This window comes from Variovorax sp. RCC_210 (assembly GCF_041355175.1).
Lineage (GTDB): Bacteria > Pseudomonadota > Gammaproteobacteria > Burkholderiales > Burkholderiaceae_C > Variovorax.
Map to the genome: position 1 here is coordinate 125,652 of NZ_JBFUPJ010000019.1, position 22,938 is coordinate 148,589.

At 56.4% G+C, this 22,938-nt stretch carries 4 protein-coding genes; all 4 read left to right on the forward strand.

Annotated elements, in window-relative coordinates; all coding sequences use genetic code 11:
- Window positions 1-8: 8 nt before the first annotated feature.
- Window positions 9-6,122 carry a calcium-binding protein gene (locus AB6807_RS35295; RefSeq protein ID WP_371088195.1) on the forward strand — a complete coding sequence of 2,038 codons (6,114 nt, stop codon included), beginning with the start codon at window positions 9-11 and terminating at the stop codon, window positions 6,120-6,122.
- Window positions 6,123-6,531: 409 nt separating this feature from the next.
- A complete protein-coding gene (locus AB6807_RS35300) occupies window positions 6,532-7,068 on the forward strand; it encodes a hypothetical protein (RefSeq protein WP_371088196.1) in 537 nt (178 codons plus the stop codon).
- Window positions 7,068-20,744, forward strand: a complete 13,677-nt coding sequence (locus AB6807_RS35305) for a calcium-binding protein (RefSeq protein WP_371088197.1) — start codon at window positions 7,068-7,070, stop codon at window positions 20,742-20,744. The genes AB6807_RS35300 and AB6807_RS35305 overlap by 1 nt, the downstream gene beginning before the upstream one ends.
- Window positions 20,741-21,976, forward strand: coding sequence for a glycosyltransferase (locus AB6807_RS35310; RefSeq protein WP_371088198.1), 1,236 nt, complete (start codon window positions 20,741-20,743; stop codon window positions 21,974-21,976). Before AB6807_RS35305 ends, AB6807_RS35310 begins: the two co-directional genes overlap by 4 nt.
- Window positions 21,977-22,938 lie beyond the last annotated feature (962 nt).

A 22,938-nucleotide genomic window follows, 5' to 3' on the forward strand; every position in this document is an offset into this window, starting at 1 on the left:
AGCGTCGAATGGAGAAGCTACTGACAGTCGTCGATCAAGTCACGGGTCAATCTCGCCAGCTGACCCGCACGGAAATTGCTGATCAGGTCACCCGCCTTCAGCCGAGGCGTCAGGTTGCGGATGGCCAGACGATTAAAGTGGCGTTTCTGGATATCGCGCCGGACTATGCGACTGGTTCACTAGAAACCTACTGGGCTAAATACTTTCCTCAGATCACACAAAACACTGCAAGCCAGGAATGGACTCAGTACATACAAGCCGAGTATCGCGATGCCAAGCTGATACAGAACGGTTTCGCAGCTATATCGGCCAACCAGAGACAAGCGGTTTTCGATCAAGCAATAAAGGCGTGGCAATCGACTTACGCCGACGTCACTTTTGAACTTGTGACTGACCCCGCACTTGCGGATGTACGCGTTGGCTTGTCAGGCGAAGACAACAGAAATTTCGCTCCAGGTTCTCTTCCTGATCATCCGCGCCTTGGAGACGTGTTCCTTAACACGTCGATAACGGGCCTAACCCAAGGGGCTATCGCAGACCAAGCCCTATCGGCGATGTTCCACGAATTTGGCCATGTTCTCGGACTATCGCACCCGACGCTCGATGGCTCGTTGCCGGGCGAATACGGAACGCAGCAATACTCCGTCATGTCATACGGAGCGGTCTCAAGCAGCTTCCGGCCCATTACCCCAATGCTCTTCGATGCCTTGGGTCTTCAGACAATGGGTTTGCTCACGGAGAACGTGAACGCCAGTAGCGGGAATTCCTACGTTTTTTCTAACAGCAACGAAGGTCGACTTCTCATAGATAACGGCGGAGAGAACGACAAGATTGACGCGAGCAATACAACCACCGACAACGAAATCGATTTGCGTGCGACAGACTTCACCACCGGAAAGGCCTACTTCAGTTCGATTGGCGTCGGCGCAGGCAAATACAACGTTGCAATCTACGAAGCAAGCGAGATTGAGGACGCGACTGGCGGAATGGGCAATGACCTAATTATTGGCAATGGTTTAAAGAACGTCCTAGACGGCGGGGCTACTCCCTCGAGTAGTTCGACGGGTGCTAAGCGCCTTGGCGCGGACACACTCCGCGGAGGCGCGGGCGACGACGTCTACATCTTTAACGGCAAGTTTGGCCACGATGTAGTCGAAGACGTCGACGGCAGCCTGAAGTTCGATGGAATGGCGTTGAGCGGCACGATTCGCAAGATGACCGACAACGTCTGGCGAGACAGTACGGGGTTAATTACGTTGATCTGGAAACCTGGCGCCGGTGGCAAGGGTGATCTTTTGATCACGAAGTCGTTGAAGGGACCAGGAAACCGCCAGACGGTACAGGGCAGTGTCACCGTGCAAAACTTTAGCAATGGCGATCTTGGCCTGGTTCTGGCCGGAGTTCGGCTTCCCGCCTCCTCGTCCGCAGAAGCCGGTGGCATCGACGTATGGACCAGCAATCCGGGTGCCGCGGGAGCCAACCCCCCTCCTACAACTGTTGCTGGAACGAGTTACACCGACTTGAGCGCAACTGCGCACTGGATCAATGCCGCCTCCGCGAACAATGAGATCGTGCTGGGTAGTGGAAATGACTTTGTCAATGTGGGTGCTTGGTACGACCAAGTCTCTCACTCATGGAGTACGAGCGACGAGGATTATGTCTCGGCGGGCGGTGGCAATGACAACGTCCGAGGCGGTTACGGAAGTGACGTTCTCGATGGAGGCAGTGGCGACGACTGGCTTTACGGGTCTCTGGCCGGCGCTGACTGGATTGCAGGTTTGGGCTTCTACACGTCCTATGACCCTTTAGACGCGTTGAACGGCGACCTTCTGGACGGCGGAGACGGCTCCGACCAGTTGCTGGGATCGCAGGGCAGCGACGTGCTGTATGGCGGCGCAGGCGTGGATGGCCTCAACGGGCTAGAAGGCGACGATCTTTTGGTAGGCGGCGATGCAAATGACATCTTGTCAGGTGACGGCGCTTACGTACCAAGTGCCGATATTGAACTGCGGGGCGATTTCGTTGGATCGACCTTCTATGCAGACGGCGGCAACGATGTGCTTTTTGGAGGAGGCGGCGATGACCGTCTCATAGGAGGAGTTGCCGACGATGACCTTGTGGGCGGGGATGGCAACGACACGATGTTCGGCGATACCGATACCTACAACGACGGGGGATATGTCACCAACTGGATTCCCGGCAATTGGCATGGCGCAGATACGCTCAGCGGTGGCCTGGGCAACGATTTCTTACTCGGCGGCGGCGGGAGCGATCTTCTCGAAGGCGGCGTCGGCGACGACGTGATCTACGGAGATCAGTTTGATGTGGCGGAAATTGCGATCCAGTATCACGGAGACGACCTGCTGATAGGCGGCGAAGGAAACGACCAGTTGTACGGCGATGGCGGCGATGACGTCCTGATCGGAGGTGCGGGACAGGACACCTTGAACGGCGGCGTTGGCAAGAATCTCTATCTTTTCGAACGAGGGGATGGACAGGACGAGATCAGTGCCGCACTTTGGGGCAGCTCCGAAGACGACAACGTCCTGCGCTTTGGGGCCTCCATTGCGCCGGGCGATATCAATGTGACGCGCGTTGGCAGTGACTTGGTGTTCAAGATCGCAGGCACCACTGACTCCGTCACAGTGAAGTCGTTCTACCTGGGCGGAGGTCCTGCAAATTCAAGTAATGCCATTCAGAATATCGAATTCTCGGACGGAACGACTTTAGCGAGCGGCGATGTCGTGGCGGTCGCGATGGGCACCGCAGCGCGAGATGATTTGTATGGTTCCGAAAACCCGGACAAGTTAATTGGCGGCGGCGGCAACGACTTCTTGTACGGCCTCGGCGGCAACGACCATCTCGACGGTGGTAGCGGCGACGACGAGATGTTCGGTGGAGAGGGCAACGATACTTTCGTCGGTGGTGCTGGTGTCGACAGCGCGCGCGACTCCAGCCTCGTAAGCAATGATACCTACCGGTACCAATTCCCTGACGAGAGCTTGATCGTCGACGACGCTGGTGGGACGGATCGCATTGAGATCTTGGGCAATGTTGACCCAGGTAGTCTGAGCGTCTCTATTGACGGGGCCGGAATAGTGGAGATCTCTAACGCTGCAGCAGCTTCAGGACACATTTTCTTCGGCAGATTCGACAGCGATACGGGTGCGCTGCAAGCTGGTTCGTGGATCGAGACCATCCATTTTGCAGATGGAACGATATGGACCGTTGATGAAGTTCGAGCGAGGGCATTGATTACCACGGCTGGCGACGATTCGATCAATTCGTTTGACACTGCGGAGATCATTGACGGGCATGCGGGAAATGACGCCATCAATTCTAAAGACGGCAACGACACAGTTTTCGGCGGCGATGGCAATGACCGGTTGAACGGGGGCGGTGGAAATGACATGCTGTTCGGGGATGCGGGCGTCGATGAGTTGCAGGGGGGTAAGGGCAACGATACCCTTTACGGTGGTGCGGGCGATGATGGACTTCGCGGCTATTCCGGTAACGACACCTATCGCTACAACTTGGGCGATGGTAAAGATACTGTTTGGGACGACGGCGATTCTTCCGATCCGAATCGATCGGGTTTCGACGTTGTGGAGTTCGGCTCCAATATTTCGCTGATCAACGTTTCTGACGTCGAGTTGAACGCGGACATCGTTAAGTTCACGTTCAGCGACGGTGGGACGCTTTCTATCTACTTGATGTACAGCACCAGGGTTGACGGCACTTTCAATCGAGACAACGCGATCGAGGAAGTCCGTTTCGCGGACGGAACGGTCTGGACATGGGAGCAGCTTCGCGAACATGTCACGACATTGCGCGGCGACGCCAATGAGCAGACGCTGACTGGAAGCGACCGCGCCGAGAAGATCTACGGACTCGGAGGAAACGATGAACTCGTTGGCAACGGCGGCGACGATTCGCTGTACGGAGGGACCGGTTACGACGTGCTTCGCGGCGGGGATGGAAACGATCTCCTGTCCGGCGATGCTGGAGACGACTCTCTGATCGGCGGGCTCGGCGACGACGTTTACGTCGTAGACAGCGCGGGCGATACGGTCATTGAATACTTGGACGAAGGCTTTGACTTGGTGCAGAGTTCTGTTTCGATATCCGTCAATTCGCAGCACAACGCCGGCGTTGAGAATTTGACGCTTACAGGTGGTGCATCTATCAATGCAACGGGCAACGATCTGGACAACCTGATCATCGGAAATGGCGCGAACAACCAGTTGATGGGTGGCGATGGCAACGACACGCTGAATGGCGGGGCGGGCAACGATTCGATGATGGGGAATATGGGCGATGACACCTATGTCGTGAATGCGGCAGGCGATGTGGTCACCGAAGTTGCGAGCGAGGGCACCGATCTCGTGCAAAGCAGCGTGACTTACACGCTGGGCGCCAACGTGGAGAACCTGGTGCTCACGGGGACGGGGGCGATCAATGGAACGGGCAATGCCGTCGCGAATTCATTGACTGGAAATGCTGCAGCCAATCGACTGGACGGCGGGGCCGGTGCCGATCTGATGACTGGCGGCGCTGGCAACGACGTGTACGTCGTCGACCATGTCGGCGACGTCATCCTCGAGGTGACTGGCGGTGGAACAGACAGCGTTGAATCGTCAATCAGCTACAGCCTTGGCGCCGAGCTCGAGAAGTTGACGTTAACGGGGACGTCGAACACGAACGCCACGGGCAACGGTCTAGCGAATACGCTGCTTGGAAACACGGGGGCTAACCGCCTGGACGGCGGTGCCGGAGCCGACTCCATGACCGGCGGCGGCGGCGACGACACCTATGTCGTCGACAACGCGTCGGATCTCACCATCGAGGCGGCAAGCGGGGGCGCTGACACCGTCGAGGCGTCGCTCAACTGGACCCTGGCATTGGAGGTCGAGAACCTGACCTTGACAGGCGCGGCCGCACTCAACGGCACTGGGAATGCGCTGGCGAACGTCTTGAGAGGCAATTCCGGAAACAATGTCTTGAGCGGAGGCGCAGGAAGCGACAGCATGATCGGCGGCGCGGGCAATGACACCTACGTCGTTGATGCGGCAGGTGACGTGGTAGCAGAGCAGGCAAACGAAGGGACCGATCTTGTGCAGAGCAGTGTGAGCTATGCGCTGGCTGCCAACGTCGAGAATCTCACGTTGACCGGCACTTCTGCCATCAACGGAACGGGCAATACCCTGAACAACGTTCTGACGGGGAACTCCGCAAATAACACGCTGACGGGTGGCGGCGGCAACGACACGCTGGACGGTCTCGGGGGAGTCGATACGCTCTCGGGTGGCGCTGGTGACGACACGTACTACGTGGACAACGCATCGGACGTGGTGACGGAACTGGCTGGCGAGGGCACCGACTCGGTCGTGTCGACGCTGACGCACACGCTGGCAGCCAACGTGGAGAACCTGCGCCTCAATGCCACGGGCGCCATTAACGGCACCGGCAACACGCTCGACAACATCCTGTACGCGGGTGCAGGCAACAACACGCTCAACGGCCTGGGTGGTGTCGATACCGCGTCCTACATGTACGCGGGCTCGGCCGTGACCGTGAGTCTGGCCTCTGCCAGCGCACAAACCACGGGAGGCTCGGGCAGCGACACGCTGCAGAACATCGAGAACCTTACAGGCGGCGGCTTCAACGACACGTTGACGGGCAACTCGGCCGCCAACGTGCTCGATGGTGGCGCGGGCAACGATGCGCTGATCGGTGGTGCCGGCAACGACACCTACTGGCTGGGCCGCGGCTCCGGCAGCGACACCATCACTGAGAACGACGCCACGGCCGGTAACGCCGATGCGGCGCAGTTCGGTTCGGACATCGCAACGGATCAGTTGTGGTTCAGGCAGACGGGAAATAACCTCGAGGTCAGTGTCATCGGCACAAGCGACAAGTTCACTCTGAACAATTGGTACCTGGGCAACCAATATCACGTGGAGCGATTCAGGACGAGCGACGGGCACACGCTTAGCGACAGCAACGTGCAGAACCTGGTGCAGGCGATGGCAAGTTTCTCGCCGCCGGCGGCCGGGCAGACGACCTTGCCGGCGAACTACCAGAGCAGCTTGAACACGGTCATCGCTGCGAATTGGCAATGACAAGCCTGCTTGAGCGGTGACTGGCGCGCTGCTTGAAAAGAGGCCGATCGCTATAGAAGCCTGACGGCTCCTGAGAGAACAGATATTCGAGCGATTGGCAATGAAACGGTTGATCTCAGCTGCCCCACCCTGAAAGACTCAAGCAAAAAATGAAAAGAATACTCTTGAATCGATGAGGAAGCTCTGCGACCACCATATATGACTCGGCGCACGACGCCCAATAGCGTATGCAAGGAATCATCAATTCATGGACACGGTAAAACGCGGCGAATCATAATTTTTGGGCCCAAAGAGAAAGTTGAAGCGTAGCGCACTAGGAAAGCCGAATGATCCAGCGTTTTGTATTGGAAGAAATTTCCCTATCTTTTTGGGTTGAATCAAGACCATTGACAAATCGAGTAACCACCAAATGAAGCAATTCTGGTTTTTAATTTTCCCATTTTTTCTTTTCAGCCAAATCGCGTTGCCTGCTGCAATGGGCCAGACCCGCGGTGAAACGCCTCAAAACAGCATGCGGTTCGCGGCTGAAGTTGACCCGGCCCTTGCTGAAGTAATGTTGACAAAAGATGCCGTGATAATTGGAGAAGTGGAAAAATTTGTCTTCGTATCGCCAACGAACGGGTTTGGCTCGAAATATCAAATGGTCAGTGAGCCAACGAATAAGGCTTATGGACTTGTAAGAAATTTCGAAGTGTTATCCGCGAATAAGAGGGCTAGGAAAAGATTGCGCAAACCGTTTTACATAGGCGTGATCTCCCCGGCAGAAATTAAGTTGTATGAAGGTCGCAAGGTGTTTTTGCTTAATGTGTTCGATGGCCCGGAAAGCGATGCTTTAGATCGACAGTCATTTCATCTTCTTGACGACCCATTGCCAATTTCACGCGCAGCTATTGCAAGGGCTTCGGCCGAGGCAGCCGCCAAGCCACCATATACCTGGAGAAAATGATGGAGCAGCCATTTTTCGATACACGAATTCTTATTGATCCGGCGACAGTTTTATATACGCCCGGTCAAATAGTATCCTATTCGTTTCTGATGGCCGCGCCCATTTATACGGGCCATCCAGAACTAGCTGCCCTTCAAGCTGGATTCAAGCCGTTTTCGCCTGAGCAAAGGATTTTGGTAAGAAGAATCCTTGACGAAATTGAGTCTATCACCACGCTAAAGTTTGTAGAGGCAGATCGGGCTGACCCTACAACTACGCCAATCCGTTTCGGAAACGTAAGCCAAACAATTAATGGCGGCCAGAATATACAGTTCCCGCCGAATTCAACGGTCAACGATATCTACATTACGAACGATCCTGCAGCCGCCGACTCGGATATTCGAATTGGAAAAAAAGGAGTTGAGACGCTGATTCATGAAATCCTTCATTCTCTCGGTCTAAAGCATCCATTTGACGGGGGCATTAATTCAGGCACAGAGAGGCGCTCAACCTCTGTAATGTCCTATACGTCTTCATATTACAGTAAAGAAATCTCTGCGATAACGCCCCTCATACACGATGTTGATGCCCTCCAAGCTATTTATGGGTCCAATTCGACCTTTTCCCTTGGATCGAATAATTATTCTTTTTCGGAAGAAACGGCGCCGACCGATTTTAATGGGATAAGAGATTTTGAAATTTTTCGCGCTCAAAGGAAAAGCATTTGGGACACCGGAGGTATTGATACGTTAGACGCAAGTCTTTATAAAAACGACTCAGTCTATATTTCGCTCGTACCAGGAAGTCTGAGCTCAATCGGCGCTACCTACAACATTGGAATATCCAGCGGGTCTGTAATTGAAAATGCCATCGGCGGCGCAAAAGCCGACAAGATTGTTGGAAATGATTTTAGCAATAATTTAAATGGAGGCTTGGGGAACGACACGCTGAGCGGCGGCTCAGGTAAAGACCAATACATTTTCAACGGCGCTTACGGAAAAGATGTAGTTTACGATGCGGACGTTGATAGTATTCTCAATTTCGGAGGCACCGTTCTGAGTGGAAATGCCAAAGCCATTGGTGGAAAGTTGGAGTGGCTTTTGAAGGTTGATGCTCAGCAATTTGTGCTGCGCATCGTTGGTGATGCGGAAAACACAAATCTTTTAATAAATAAAAAAGGAGATAACACAAATTCGGTTACCGTTGCCGATTTTGATTTGGAAAAGGCCTTTACTGGCCAGGTTAATGGGATTAAGCTAGAGCGTCCCGCTGTGACGATAAAGAAAAAAATTAGCGCGTCTCCATATTTTGACCCGGAATATACCGCAAGTGCAGGCCAAATTAAAATAGGCAACGGCGGCGGCGACTTCTTCACCGCGTTCTTGAGTTTGCCGGTTCTATCTAGCGGGAAATTGGTTTTTTCCTTGGAAGGCTCTTCTGCTGGAAATTATCAAATAACAACAGGAGACCTGACACTCCCTGCCGACGGCGCCGAAATTGATTTGTCCCGCGGAATGAGTCAAGCGAGCTTTATGTTGCATCATGTTGGCGGGGCGGACGACGGTACCGTTTCTTTGCATGTTTCGTATGTCGACAGCGATGGCACTATCGCTTCATCTCAGTCTTGGCAGATTTCGCCAACCGAGCTACTGACAGCGTCAAGAACGTTCTTTGGAGATCAGCGAGCATTGATAAGCGGGGTTGAGATTCCGCAGAACGGTGCCGTCTACAACACCTATGACTGGAGTCAAGTCTCTTGGGCAAGCGATGGGGACCTAGTCGGCGGGAAGTCTGAGCCAGACTTCAATGATGTCATTTTCGGCAGCGCTGGGAATGATGTAGTCAAAGGCCTTGGCGGGAATGACGCATTGGACGGCCGAGCAGGTAACGACAGCATTGAAGGCGGGGCCGGGGACGACCTTCTCGGTGGAGGGGCTGGGTCGGACACCCTGTACGGCGGCGCTGGTAACGACTATATCTTTGGCGCGACTGGTATCAATATACCGCTGCGTTACGGCCCCGACGACAGCTGGCACCCTCCGACCGGCGAGCCGGTTGTAATTCAGGGCAGCAATTGGGGTATCTACACTGAAGCCAATGGAGACTATGCAGTAAGCGGTGGTGGATTTCTCCCGATGGACACGGACGGAGATGTCGCCTACGGAGAGGCCGGCAATGATCGTATTGTTGGCGGTTTTGGCGCGGACTATCTTGATGGCGGAGCTGACAACGACGTATTAACAGGCCACGGCGGCGACGATGTCCTTTTAGGCGGTGCCGGTCACGACTATTTGAACGGCGACGGAATTAAAAAGCTGGACCGTTATGAATCCCTGGACGCAACTTTACATGGAAGCGATTTCCTAGACGGTGGCACTGGCAACGACACAATTTTAGGCGGAGGAAAGGATGACGTTCTCTTTGGTGGCGCCGATGACGACATGCTTTGGGGTGACGACTCCGATGCTGACAAATTGCCTGGCATTTATCATGGCGCGGATTATTTGAATGGGGAGGGTGGAAACGACCAGGCCATCGGCGGAGGCAAGGACGACACTCTTTACGGCGGAGCCGGCAACGACACGCTTGTAGGAGATTCTGAGGACGAGTCTAAGTTGGGAGGTGCGTTTCACGGAAGTGACTATTTGGATGGCGGTGCGGACGACGACTTCCTGGTCGGCGGCGGCAAAGATGACACCTTGTACGGTGGGATGGGCAACGACAACCTCAGCGGAGATGACAGCCAACAACACCTTGCAGGCGAGTTTCATGGCGCCGATTTGCTCGATGGCGGGGAGGGCAATGATCAACTTGTCGGGGGTGGCGGAGATGACTCGCTCCTAGGCGGAAAAGGAAACGATGCGCTGTACGGTGACGACAGTGAAACACAGTTCATCGCCAGCTCTTTTCACGGAAACGACTATCTCGACGGAGGCGAGGGAAACGACCAATTGCGCGGCGGTGGCGGCAATGACACCCTGGTCGGTGGCAAAGGGTCTGACACTTTAGAGGGCGGGTCGGGCGATGACCGATACGTGATCAGCAGTGCCGACGTTGACGCGGATGCCGCGACCGTCGAAGTTGTAGACGATTTTCTCGGCATCAACGTCGTAGCGTTCGACAGCGAGGTTACAGCAGTAGGCGGGACTGGCGGGGACCTAATTGTTGCAATAGGCGCCCCAGAGGATCACCGCTACGTCTTACTCAAAGGCGGGTACGTCGGTGGCATCGGCAACATCGAGATTAACGGATACTCTCGGTCGATCGCACAGTGGCTCCAGGAAAACTCTTCGTCGAGTGTCAACCTTACTGCACAAGCCAGTCAGACCTTGTATGGCGCAGCCGGCGATGACACATTAACGGCGGCCGGCAGCGGCGTCGCGTTATATGGCGGCGCAGGGTTCGACACTTTCGACTTGAGCGCGGTCAACACTGTTGGTGGTGTGACGATTGACCTGCACAGCGGTGATGGCCGCGACAGCATGAATGCCTCGTTGCAACAGGATACGGTCGGTCGCGAATTGGTGAGTCTCCGATTCACGCAAGGCGTTGCAAGATCCAGCTTACGCCTGTTTAAGCAGGGCACGACCAACGGTCCCAAGTTTGGCCTGTCGTACGGTAGCGAAGGTGACGTGATCTACTTCACCGGCGATCAGGATTCCGGTAGCAAGCGCCCCTTTGACGTAGTTGCGTTGGCTGATGGGTCCTCGGTTACCTGGGAGCAGCTTCAAGCCGAGGGAGTTGTGGTGAATTTGCCTGAAGACGCCGGCAATTTTGACGGCTCCGGGACTTTCTATGCGGACCGCATCGTTGGCCGTATTGCTGCCGACTCAATCGATGCATTGTCGGGAGACGACATCATCGATGGGGCTGCCGGGAACGACACCGTTGACGGTGGACTCGGCAGCGACGTTTTCCTGTTTGGAGTTGGTGATGGACAAGACATTGTCGTCCAGTCCGCCAGGCAGGTCGGCGATCAAGATGTTCTGAAGTTTAAATCCGGCGTGTCCCTAGCGGACGTGGTCTTCGTGCGTTCTGGTGACAATCTGGTTGCTCGAATCCTTACCAGTTCGGATACCGCGATCACTGTGCTCGGCGCTTTCACAACCAATGCTTTGCATCACGTTGAGTTTGCAGACGGGACATCCATAGCGCTTGCCAATTTGCCTCTCTCGCAGGCACAGGAGCAGGCGACGATCGGTAACGACACGATCTATCTGGATTCCTCGGGACAGGCGATCGATGCACTAGCAGGAGATGATCTTGTGTACGGTGGCAGCGGGAACGATTCCATCTTGGGAAGTTCGGGCACTGACACTTTGTACGGCGGGGCGGGCGACGACCACCTGAATGGCGGCGACGGCGACAATGACGTGCTCTATGGCGAAGCAGGGGACGACGTGTTGCATGACACACGCGCCTATCGCATATTTGGGGGTGACGGAAACGACATCATCACGGGGTCAGCGCAAGAGGTGAATGCTGGAAGCGGCAATGATATTGTCGACGCTATTGCACCCACCATCGACTTGGGCCGAGGCAATGATACCTACGTTGTGCGGCCTTCATTCAGTGCCGCTACCAGCGGCACCATGTACCTCAACGCCACAACCATCGCTGGAGAAACGAAGACGATTCGATTTGCTGACGGACTCCGCCTCAGTGATTTGACCGTCCACGCGGTTGGCTCTGACCTTCAGATCAAGGTTCGGAATTCTTCGACCACGCTCGTGTTGTCAGGGTTTATGGATTTCTCCTTGCCCTCGCAACAGCTATTTCGGTTTACGTTCGAAGCGGATCCAGGAGCGGGCTACAGCTACTCTGATTTCTATGCTTTGGGCAACACCCCTACAGCGGGCGACGACTGGATACGAGGGTCGGCCTTTGGAGAAAGTATCAATGGGCTTGCCGGCGATGACACCATCTTCGGCTACGGCGGCGACGACACGTTGGAGGGCGGCAGCGGCAACGACATCATCTTGGGTGGCGACGGCGACGACCTACTTATAGCCGGATCTGGTTCTGACACGCTCAGTGGCGGGGCTGGAACAGACACATACAAGGTGTCTCGAACTGGGGGCTACGCCGTCATATCTGAGCAGATGTCCTCTGACGCGGACATCATCCTGTTCGACACAGATGTGTCTCCCGATGATGTTCGCGTGCGGCATCAGCCAACGATGAACGGAACTACCGCCGTTGACCATGACATCGTCCTTGAAGTAGTCGACAGCGTGAGCGGTAGCGTCATTAACACAGTAGTAGTGACCAATGGGTTCGCCACAGCGGTCAGCGCAAGCGGAATCGGCAGCGTACGCTTTGCAGGTCAACCAAGCGTTATTTGGACCTCGGAAATGATTCGTGCCGCGGCGCTGAGCGGCGGACAAAAGAACGATGTGCTGCTCGGCTTCCAAGGCCGCAATGATGTCATTGCAGGCCAGGAAGGCGAGGATTCGCTCAGCGGCTTCGGTGGCGACGACATTTTGTTTGGCGGCAACGGCGCGGATACCTTGCGCGGCGGTGATGGCGATGACTTGCTTGAAGGGGGCGTAGGAGACGACCTGTTGTATGGTGATCTGGGCTCAGACACCTATCACTTAGGTAACGGCTCTGGCTTTGATCGCATCTACGAATCAGGACATTCAGGCATACCGGCTATGGACACCGTGCGCTTTTCCAGCAATGTCCAACCCACACACATTTCACTGCAGCGGCACGGGAACGACCTTGTCATTCTGAACAACGCGACTCTTGACCAAGCTTGGGTCGTCTCGTATTTCAGCGGGTCGGGTGACAGCAAGATTGAGCGAATCGAGTTTTTTGACGGTACCGTATGGGACGCTGCAGACATTGCAGCAAAAACTGCGTTCGGCACGGCGAACACGATGACAGGTGGCGCCGGCAACGACAACTATGTTGTTGACAACGTCGATGACGCAATCATCGAAGGCGTAGGGCAGGGCATCGATAGCGTTTCCTCGTCGGTCACATGGACCGCGAGCGCGAACGTTGAGAACGTCACATTGACAGGAGGGCTGCGCATCGATGTCACTGGCAACGCGCTCAACAATGTGCTGATCGGAAATGCAGCAGGCAATGTACTTACAGGCGGCGGCGGGGTCGATACCCTGATCGGTGGCGCCGGGGACGACTCCTACTACGGTGCGAGGTTCATTACAGAACTCGCGGGCGAAGGAATAGACACGGTCTACCAGACTGAGGATTACACCCTCGGCGCCAACCTCGAGAACCTTACGCTGATCGGCTCCAGCTCCTTTTCGCAAACGGCCACCGGAAACGACTTGGACAACGTAATCATCGGTCGTGCGGATAGGTTTGACACGTTGGACGGCGGGCTCGGCGCTGACACGATGATTGGTGGGCAAGGAGCGACTTTTCGAGTCGACAATGTAGGCGATGTACTTATTCTGAACAGTGTGTTCACAACCTACTCGATTGTCCAAAGTGCGGTGAATTGGACACTGGGTTCCCAGATGGATGAACTGCGCCTTCTCGGCGGAAGTTCTGCCACGACAGCCTATGGAAACAATAAGGACAACCTGTTGTTCGGGAACCAGAACAGCAACGTGCTCTATGGCTACGCTGGGAGGGACCGCATATACGGGGGCACCGGCGCTGCCACTTTCTACGGTGGCACAGGTGACGACACCTACTATGTCGACGGTGGCCTTCGAAATCAAGTGCGGGTTAGGTCGAACGGTGCTGCGATGTCCGTTGACCGGGCCTACATCGAGTCGCCGAGCCTGAACAATAAGACGGTAGTTGAGCTCGCTGGCGAAGGGATCGATCTTGTCTACAGCATTTACGACTACACGCTGAGCGACAACGTAGAGAACCTCAAGCTCGAAAGTTTTAACGACTATTCGGTGGGTGCCAATACGCTGCGCTATGCATTAGTGGGAACAGGCAATGCACTAAACAATGTTATCTCCGGCAATGCGGGAAACAATGTGTTGGATGGCAAGGCTGGTTTCGACACACTCGAAGGCGGTGATGGGAACGACAGCTACTATGTAGACAGCGTTGGGGATGTCATCGTCGAGTCCAGTGGCTACGACATCGTTTACAGCTCAATCAGCTACACCTTAGGCCCGGCACTTGAGCAACTGGTGCTGATCGGCTCGGATGAAGTTTCCGGGCAGGGCAACGCAATGGATAACACGCTGGACGGATCCCAAAACAGCGCGTCGAACCTCCTGAGCGGTGGCACCGGCGATGACACCTATTTGTTGGGCCTGGGAGACACCATTGTGGAACTGGCCGGGGGAGGTACGGACACCGTTCGTTCTTTCGAGGCGATAAGTTTGAGCACCTTCGACAACGTCGAAAATGCGACGCTTCTCGGATCGAGTGCTGTCAGTGCTACAGGCAATGCGGGGAGTAACCGTCTTGATGGGCTTCAAAATATCGCGGCCAACGTTCTGGCTGGCGGTGACGGCGACGATACCTATATCGTCGGTACGGGCGATACGGTGCTGGAGGCGGCCGGCCAAGGGACCGACACGGTGATTGCGGACGGCTCTTACACTCTTGGTGCCAACTTGGAGAATTTGACGCTCACCGGTGCTGGAACTGCGACCGGGAACGCGCTCGACAACGTTGTCACTGCAGGTGCCTCTGGCTCGACGCTTGACGGCGGAGCTGGCGCGGATCGTTTAGTCGGAGGAAGCTACGCGAACTTGACCTTCGTGGTCGATAACGTTGGGGACTCGATCGAAGTGAACACCGCGAGCCAGCCGCACGCGGTACGCAGTTCGATCTCCTACGTTCTGGCCGCTAACAATCTTTTTAACAATCTGACGTTGACAGGCAGTGCTGATATTGACGCCACTGGCAACGCGCTCGCCAACGCGTTGATTGGAAATGCCGGCAGCAATCTGCTGAACGGTGGCGCCGGCGACGACATCATGGCCGGCGGCGGCGGCGATGATACCTACGTGGTGGACAGCTTCGGAGATGTTGTCGATGAATCTGTGGGTCAGGGGACGGACTCTGTACAGAGCAGTGTGAGTTACGGGCTGGGAGTAGCTCTGGAAAATCTTACGCTGACTGGTGCAGCATCCATCAATGGCACCGGAAACGATCTAGCCAATATGCTCACCGGAAACGCCGGGGCCAATTTGCTAGACGGTAGGATGGGGGCAGACACCATGGTCGGCGGTGGTGGCGACGACACTTATGTGGTGGATGACCAGGCCGATGTGGTCGTAGAGCTAGGTGGCGGTGGCATCGATCTCGTGCAATCCTTAGTGACTTACACGCTCGCCGCCAACGTTGAGCACCTGACGTTGACGGGCTTATCAAACATCGACGGCACAGGCAACAGCTTAGCGAACCGGCTCAACGGCAATGCTGGAAACAACGTGCTGGATGGCGGGTTCGGCGTCGATACGATGACCGGCGGAGCCGGTGATGATATTTACGTTGTCGACAGTGCGGCCGACATCGTCGTCGAAGGCGCGGATGGCGGTTTCGATACCGTGCAAGCACTTGCCTCCTACCAACTGGCTGCGAACGTTGAGAGCCTGACCTTGCTCGGCTCATCCGATGTTGATGGTGCCGGCAACGCCGGCAACAACGTCCTTCGTGGAAACACGGGTAACAACTTTCTTGTTGGCGGCGCGGGCAATGACACAATACTCGGCGGCGCAGGGAACGACACCGTTCGCTATGAACTTGGCGATGGCGACGATTTCGTAGATAACCGCGGATCGGTTTTGGGCGAAACTGACGACATCGAATTCGGGATTGGCATCCTCGCGAGCGAGACGACGTTTACGTCGCAAGACGATGATTTGATCGTGCATATGGCAGGTGGGCTGGGAACCGTCACAGTTGCTGGATTCTTCTCCAACGCGGGCAACGAGCGGCTGTTGTTTCAAGGCGGTGTCATTTACACGCGTGCCAATCTTCCGCTTTCACGCGGAACGGAAGGCGACGACGCGCTGGTACTTACCAGTGCGAATGACGTAGTTGACACACTTGGGGGCAATGACTTCGTTGATGGCGCGGCCGGAGACGACAGCTTGGCGGGTGGCATCGGCGACGACACACTCGTAGGCGGCGCCGGGAACGATTCGCTAAGCGGCGGCACAGGAGACGATCTGCTCGCTGGAAATCAGGGTAACGACGTCTACGTGTACGACGCGGGGGACGGATTTGACGTGATCGACAACCAGGGCGCACTTGCCACCGATGTCGATGATTTGGTCTTCGGCCCGAGCGTTATCGAAACCACGACAACCTTCTACAGAGAAGGCGATGATCTGCGTATCGGATTTTATGATTCGCAGGACGGAATTCGCGTCCTCAACTTCTTCACAGGGTCGAGTGTGCAGCGGATTGTTTTCGCTTCTGGCACGGTATATACCAAGGACAACCTCCCCAATTCTTCGACCCATACAGTAGTTGGTACCGAGAACGATGACTATCTGATCGGCAGCGCGGAGGACGAAACGATTCTCGGATTGGGTGGTGACGATAACCTGGCTGGGAATGGCGGTAACGACACGCTTGATGGGGGCGCGGGAGGCAACAACCTCAATGGTGGTGCGGGTCGGGATACCTATCGGATTGCGAAGTACGGCGACGGCCAGCATGTCTACGCACAAGCAGCGGGGGATGGTGACATCATCGAGTTTGGCGCCGGAGTACTGCCCGAAAACCTTGTCGCGTATGACACCTATGAGTATGTCGACGGCGAGCGCCATCCTGGCACCAGTCTAATCCTTCACATCGTTAATGCGTCAGATCGATCGATCACGAACTCTTTGAGCATTGACAGCTTTTTTTCGTCAGGGTCGGGCTTTGCTGGAATCGGAAAGTTTCGGTTCACCGATGCGCCGGAGATCGTTTGGACTCCGGCCGATATTCAGGCGCTTTTCCCGAGCTCGGGCGACGACCATCTCATCAGGGGCGTCAATGGTGACTATGTTGATGCAGGCGAAGGCAACGACTATGTCGACGGGGGGGCGGCGGCTGACGAACTTTTCGGAGGTGCTGGCGAAGACACCCTGTTTGGCGGTGCCGGTCAAGATTACCTTTACGGGGGAGATGGCGACGACCAGCTCCATGGCGGCGAAGGCGTTGACTATCTGACCGGCGACGCGGGCCTCGACACGCTCGCCGGCGGGAAAGACGACGACGTCTACATGGTGGGTGACTCGCTTGACCAGATCATCGAACTCTCGGGCGAAGGTCTCGACACCGTATATGCCACTGCTTCCTACGCCTTGAGTGCGAATGTCGAGACCCTTTATCTCCAGGGAGAAGGAAATCTCGATGGGACCGGCAACGCTTCCGACAATCACATCTACGGAACCGATGGAGACAACGTTCTTGATGGAGGAGCGGGTGCTGACACACTGTCCGGAGGGGTTGGCCACGACACTTATATCGTCGACAACGTGGGTGACGTCGTGGACGACTATGACGGATCAGTCGATCTGGTGATTTCGAGCGTGTCTTGGAACCAGGGCGACTACATCATCGACCAAGACTTGACCCTGTCCGGAACGGCGGACATCGATGGCAGGGGGAGCGGCGGCGCCAATCGGATTACCGGGAACAGTGGCAACAACGTTCTAGACGGCTACCAAGGAGCCGACACCCTCGTCGGTGGTCTTGGAAACGATACCTATGTCGTGGACAACGCGAGCGACACGATCATCGAAGAGATCAACTCGGGCATCGATACAGTTCGCACATCGGTTGCGTGGGTACTTGGCGACAATCTGGAGAATTTGGAGCTGGTCGGGTATGTGACGCAGGGTACAGGAAACGTCGCCGACAACCTAATCACAGGCAGCCTCGGATCCAGCACGATCGATGGCGGCGCCGGCGCAGACACCATGATTGGGGGCGCAGGAGATGACACTTACGTTGTTGATCAGGTAGGCGATGTTGTTATTGAGGCGGCTGGGGAAGGTAACGACGCCGTCAGGGCAGCGGTCAGCTATGCGCTTACTGCCAATATCGAGAGTTTGACGTTGACCGGCTCAGCAGACAACGACGCGACCGGGACATCTGCGAACAATTTCCTTTACGGAAACAGCGGGAACAACGTCCTGAACGGCGGTATCGGCAACGACTACATGGCTGGAGGTGTCGGCGACGACACTTATGTTGTAGATGCAACTGGAGATACGGTCTCCGAAGCTGCGAGCGCCGGCGTCGACTCCGTGCTCTCTAGCGTGTCCTACACGCTGACATCTAATGTTGAGAATCTGATTCTCACGGGCAGTGCGTCTGTGAATGCAACCGGAAATGCGTTGGCCAACGTGCTAAGCGGCAATTCGGCTGCAAATACACTCAATGGAGCAGCAGGTGCCGACACGATGGCCGGTGGTGCAGGCAATGATGTTTATGTGGTCGAAAGCTCCGGAGACGTCGTCAGCGAGAACGAGTCCGAAGGGATAGATCTTGTCCAGGCTGCAATCACATACAGCTTAGCCGCGAATATCGAGAACTTAACGCTGACGGGCACAGGCAATCTCAATGGCACCGGCAACGAACTTGACAATGTCTTGGTTGGAAACGCGGGCAACAACGTGCTGTCGGGCGACGCCGGCGCAGACTCGATGAGCGGCGGTGCCGGCAACGATACCTATGTGGTCGATGACCTAGGTGATACGGTAACGGAGGCGTCAGCTTCTGGTACCGACACGGTCCAGTCTTCGGTCGACTACACACTAAGCGCTAACGTCGAAAATCTGACTCTCACAGGGTTGGCTAATCTTGTCGGTACCGGGAATACGTTGGCGAATAATTTGGTCGGCGGTGTTGGCGACAACGTCCTGAATGGCGGCGCAGGCGCGGATACGATGGCCGGAGGGCTCGGCGACGACACCTACGTTGTAGACAACTCGGCGGACATCGTCACCGAGGGGGCCGGCGGGGGAACGGACACGGTGCAGTCCAGCGTTACTTTCGCCGCGAGCGCCAACGTCGAGAATCTGATACTGACGGGCACCGCTGCGATCAATGCGACGGGAAATACGCTGGCAAACTTCCTCACCGGGAACGGCGGAGCTAACACGATCGACGGGGGCGCAGGTGCTGACACGATGTCTGGAGGCGCTGGCAACGACGTGTACGTCGTCGACAATGTCGGCGACGTGGTTGTCGAACTGGCTAGTGGCGGCACGGACACCGTTCAGTCCAGCGCGACCTACACGCTCAGCGCCGAAGTGGAAAAATTGACTTTGACGGGGACCGGGGGGATTGGCGCGACGGGCAACGGCTTGGCCAACACGCTGACCGGAAACGCCGGCAACAACACTCTCAACGGTGATGTTGGTAACGATACGATGATCGGCGGTGCTGGTAATGACACCTACGTCGTGGACGCGGCAGGTGATGTGGTCACCGAACTGGACGCCGAAGGAACTGACACGGTCCAGTCTTCAGTCACCTACGTACTCGGTAACTTCGTCGAGAACCTCACATTGACGGGCTCTGGCGATGTGAACGGCACGGGCAACGCGTCGGCCAACAGCATTGTTGGCAACGCCGGCAATAACCTGCTCAATGGGGGCGCCGGCACAGACACTATGGCTGGTGGGCTCGGCGACGACACTTACGTGGTGGATGTAGCCACAGACGTAGTCACTGAAGCCGCTAATGGCGGTACGGATACCGTGCAGACTGCATTGAGCTACACATTGGGCGCCAACGTCGAGAACCTGTTGCTGACGGGCTCGGCTGCAATGACTGGCACTGGCAATGGACTGGCCAATGTGTTGACTGGTAACAGCGCAGACAACACTCTTAACGGCGGTGTGGGCGCGGACACCATGGTCGGTGGCGCGGGCAATGACACATACGTTGTGGACAACATCGGCGATGTGGTGACGGAAAACGGCGGTGCCGGAACCGATCTGGTGCAGTCGAGTGTGACCTATGCGATCAGCGCCAACATCGAGGCATTGACGCTAACGGGAACCGCGGCGATCAACGCGACTGGCAATGCCACGGCCAACACGCTCACCGGCAACAGTGGCGCCAACACGCTCGACGGCGGCGCGGGTGCAGACACAATGTTGGGCGGAGCCGGCAACGACATCTATGTGATCGATAGTGCGGCAGATGTGGTCACTGAACTGGCCAGTGAGGGAACGGACATGGTCCAGTCGTCGGTCAACCATACCTTGGCTGCGAATGTCGAAAACCTGACGCTCACGGGTACGAGTGCGATCAACGGAACAGGCAACACGACCGCCAATGCGCTCACCGGCAATGCGATGGCCAACACATTGGACGGCGGGGCGGGCAACGACTCGTTGGTGGGCGGACTCGGAAACGACGTCTACCTGCTGGGGCGAGGCTACGGTGTCGATCAGATCACCGAGAACGACAGCATGGCATCAAACAACGACACAGCCAGATTTGCAGCCGATGTCGCCAACGACCAGTTGTGGTTCCGAAAGGTCGGCAACAACCTGGAGGTCAGCATCATCGGCACGAGCGACCAGTTCTTGATCAACAGCTGGTATCTTGGCAATGACTATCACGTCGAGACTTTTAAGTCCGGCAACAACAAGACCTTGAGTGACACGCAGGTTCAGAACCTAGTGCAGGCGATGGCAGCGTTTTCACCACCGGCGGCGGGACAGACCACCTTGCCCGCCGCTTACTCAACAGCACTCGCGCCGACCATCGCGGCCAATTGGCAATGAAGGGAGCCGGCGCAAGAAGACGCTTCCTGTTTGTCCACCAGAATTTTCCCGGCCAGTTTGTGCATCTGGCCGGGGCACTGGCGCGCGACGGTCACGAGGTAGTCGCTCTTGGCATCGAGGGACGCGAGGTGCCCGGCGTGCGCTACTTTCGCTACAAGCCTGCCATCCCGAAGGTGCGAAGCTCCGCGCCCCTGATGCGCGATGTGGAGGTCAAGCTGATAAGGGCCGCCGCCTGTGCCGCTGCGATGCAAAAGCTGGATGCAGCAGGCTTTCGCCCGGATGTAATCGTGGCCCATCCCGGTTGGGGTGAGCCACTTTTTTGCAAGGACGTTTGGCCCGCGGCGCGACTGATAGTCTTTGCCGAATTTTTTTACAATGCCGAGGGCGCCGACTACAACTTCGACCCGGAGTTCTCTACGGACAGTGCTGCGGCAAGATCCTCATTGCGTATGAAGAACACTGCGCTGTTGCATGCGCTGCACGCTTGCGATGCGGCGTACGCGCCGACTGCGTGGCAGCATAGCCAACTGCCGTCGGAGTACCGACACAAGGCAGCTGTCATCTTCGACGGCATCGATACGGAGCGGGTGAAGCCGGATCCCGAAGCTTCGTTGACCCTCCCGGGGAGCGGCATCACGCTGAGCCCTGCGGACGAGGTGTTGACGTTCGTCAATCGGAACCTTGAGCCGTACCGTGGCTTTCACACGTTCATGCGCTCCCTGCCTATGATCATGAAAGCTCGTCCCCATGCGCATTGCGTCATCGTCGGTCGCGACGATGTGAGCTACGGGCGTCGGCCGGCGACCGGCGGCACATGGCGTGAAGTCATGCTTAAAGAGGTGGGGGATCAACTGCCGATGGACCGCGTCCATTTCGTGGGCGGACTGCCCTATGCCGAGTATCTCAAGGTGCTCCAGGTATCGACTTGTCATGTCTATCTAACTTATCCGTTCGTGCTCGGATGGAGTTGTGTGGAAGCCTTGAGCGCGGGATGCGCGGTGGTCGGTAGCGATACAGGCCCTGTAAGGGAAGTCATCGAGCATGGCCGAACGGGTTTGCTGGTCGATTTTTTCGATGCCGAAGCTGTCGCTAAGCAGGTAGTCGAAGTGATGAGCGATCCGGGAAGTTTTAAGTCGCTAGGGTCCGCGGGACGCGACCAAGCACAAGTCCACTACGATCTTCAATCAGTGTGTTTGCCAGCGCTTCGAGCAATGGTGGAGGAACATGCGTAAGACCGAATTCCTGGCTCGCAGACAGCCGGCACGTGGGTGCCAGAAGCTTGCCTTGACACATGCTCGTTAACGCCATCTCGTCTCGTGCATGGTCCGACGCACCTTGGCTATCAGCCCAAGAAGTCAGGAATCTGTAGGAAAATCAAAAGGTTACGGTGAGACTAAGCGCGACGCACCTTATTCCGAAACAGCATGATGAGCATTCAGGCCAACAACTCGGCAGCTACCTTGGGGTCTGGTCGCCCACCCCTTGCGACTCGGCTGATGTCTTGCAGGACCGCTTCGACGGCGGCCAGCCAGGCGACCATGGTCCTATGAATCGCCGAGTCCGGCCCGATGACGATTTCCAGTGGCCGGCGAGCGAATCGATGTGTTGCCGTATGTTCAGGCGGGGTGACTCGGGCGAGCTTCATAGCTCGCAATCCAGCTAAGTGCTCGCCCGGCGAGCGCTGTATGCACCTCAGCGTTCGTGCGCCTTGGCCCCGCGTAGACCAAGCGGCAACGCAGGACATCGCCCCATTTCACATCTGCAGAGAAGCTCACGCCGCCACGATAGATCGGCCCGACCCACATTTCGGTCCGCCACTCAGCCTCGGCTACCGTCAAACGTAATAGTCCGACGAAGGCGGTCCTTGCCTGACGCGCTGGCTGCGGGAAGCATCTGACCCGAATCGCAGACCCGCTTGTAGGTGTGCGCTAAATGGAGATGGTGCACACCATGAAGAGGCGAGCCGGCGACATCACGACCGAGCGTTCAAACATGAGCTCGTACAACAAAGCTTGGAGCCGGGCGCGTCCGTGTCGTGAGCGTCCAGTCCAACCATCTTGAAAGCCTGCTCGGAGCATAGGAGCCTAGTCCCCATCAACAACTCTTGGTGGACACGTGGTGAGCGTCCAGTCCGACCATCTTGACCGGCCGCACGCGGTTCACTTGGGCTGCAGCTGTGCTCCGACGTAGGCAA